We start from the raw sequence: 1,633 nt of genomic DNA, 5'->3' as shown, positions 1-1,633 counted from the left end.
ATACTCTGGAGCAGGCGTTAGAGTTTATTGATGATGATGAGCTGGTAGAAGTGACACCAAAATCTATCCGTATCCGTAAGCGTCACTTAACTGAAAACGATCGTAAACGCGCCAGCCGTGGTCCTGCTGCTTAATCGCCAGCCCCGAGCTAAGCAAAAAACAACGCCAGCATCATGCTGGCGTTGTTTTTTCTGGTATTGGCAGTGGTCATTCAGACTAAGCGTCCATTAGGTTTTGGCATGTTGCAACCTGGCCCGGCTTAATGCCGGGTAATTGCAAAAAATGCCATCTACGCTATAATGTTTAAGTCTGGCTATGTCATCGGCGGCATCAACGGTATAGACATAGACTTTCAGGCCACGGGCTTTAGCATCTGTGACCATCTGTTGGTTGATAAAGCTGACATCGCAATGCACGGAATAAGCATCCAGCGCACTGGCAAAGGCAGCATAATCCAAAGGCAAGCAGGCGGTGAGCGCACCCAGACGCAGCTCTGGCCTGGCTTGTTTTAACGCCGCCAGCAAGTGATGGTTAAACGACGAGATAAGCAAGCTTTGGCAGTCGTACTGCAGTTGTTGTTCAGCCCGCTGTAGTAATGCCAGTAAGGGCGCCAGCGTATCGGCGCCTTTTAACTCAATGTTTAGCCAGCATTTGCCCTGAGTCAGTACTAACACCTGCCATAACAGGGGCACAGGCTGGCCTAAGCCGGCGTCCAGCTGCTGCAGTTGCGCCAGGCTATACTGGTAAATGCTGCCGCTGCCGTTGGTGGTGCGCTCAAGATGGTGATCATGAATCACCACTAATTCGCCGTCGAGGGCAAACACATCCAGTTCAATAGCATCAGCACCTTGCAGCAGCGCTTGCTCGAACGCTAAAAGAGTATTTTCCGGAAAATCGCCACTGGCGCCGCGATGCGCAATGATTTGCATCTCTGTCACTCACTGCTCACTTGTTTAATCGCTGCAAAGGGCGCACCCATTCGGGTAACGGCGCCGGCTTGCTGATCATCCAGAAAATCAATTTTATCGGCAGCAAAGGCCAGTACTACGGTGGAGCCTAATTTAAAGCGGCCCATTTCGGCGCCTTTATCCAGCACAATGGCAGTAGGGCCCTTGGCCGGATACTGCCAGCGGAAGATATCTTTACCGGTAGGCGGGGTAATAGTGCCTGCCCAGACGGTTTCAATACTGGCGACAATAGTGGCACCGACCAATACCAATGCCATAGGACCCAGCGCTGTATCAAAAATAGTGACGACGCGCTCGTTGCGGGCAAATAAGTCAGGCACATTTTCGGCGGTCAGCGGATTTACCGAAAACAGCTCGCCCGGAATATAGATCATTTCACGTAAGGTGCCGGCAACCGGCATATGAATGCGATGATAGTCTTTGGGCGCCAGATAAATAGTGGCAAATTTACCGCCGGTAAAAGGTGCTGCGGTGTGCGCTTCGCCGCCCAACAGGCTTTGTAGTGAGTAGTTATGGTTTTTAGCCTGTACCAGTTTACCATCAATAATGGTGCCCAGCTGACTGATACAGCCATCTACCGGATGCGCCAGTATGGCCGGATCTGCAGTCAATGGCCTGATGCCCTCTTTTAATGGCCGGGTAAAAAAGGCATTAAAACTGGGGTA

At 51.3% G+C, this 1,633-nt stretch carries 3 protein-coding genes; 1 reads left to right on the top strand and 2 read right to left on the bottom strand.

The annotated features are described in order from the left end of the window. A partial coding sequence (locus V7D78_RS16605) for a hypothetical protein (protein WP_333609570.1) occupies positions 1 to 134 on the top strand: 134 nt, incomplete at its 5' end. 93 nt (positions 135 to 227) lie between these two features. Here the strand turns inward: V7D78_RS16605 and V7D78_RS16600 are convergent. Both V7D78_RS16600 and asd read right to left on the bottom strand, forming a co-directional pair. Continuing rightward, positions 228 to 929 carry a glycerophosphodiester phosphodiesterase gene (locus V7D78_RS16600; protein WP_333609569.1) on the bottom strand — a complete coding sequence of 234 codons (702 nt, stop codon included), beginning with the start codon at positions 927 to 929 and terminating at the stop codon, positions 228 to 230. 5 nt (positions 930 to 934) lie between these two features. Continuing rightward, a partial coding sequence (asd, locus tag V7D78_RS16595) for an archaetidylserine decarboxylase (protein WP_333609568.1) occupies positions 935 to 1,633 on the bottom strand: 699 nt, incomplete at its 5' end.

This window comes from Arsukibacterium sp. (assembly GCF_036735525.1).
GTDB lineage: Bacteria > Pseudomonadota > Gammaproteobacteria > Enterobacterales > Alteromonadaceae > Alishewanella.
Note: the sequence above shows the minus strand (reverse complement) of the source record. Positions and strands in the feature narration are given on the sequence as shown.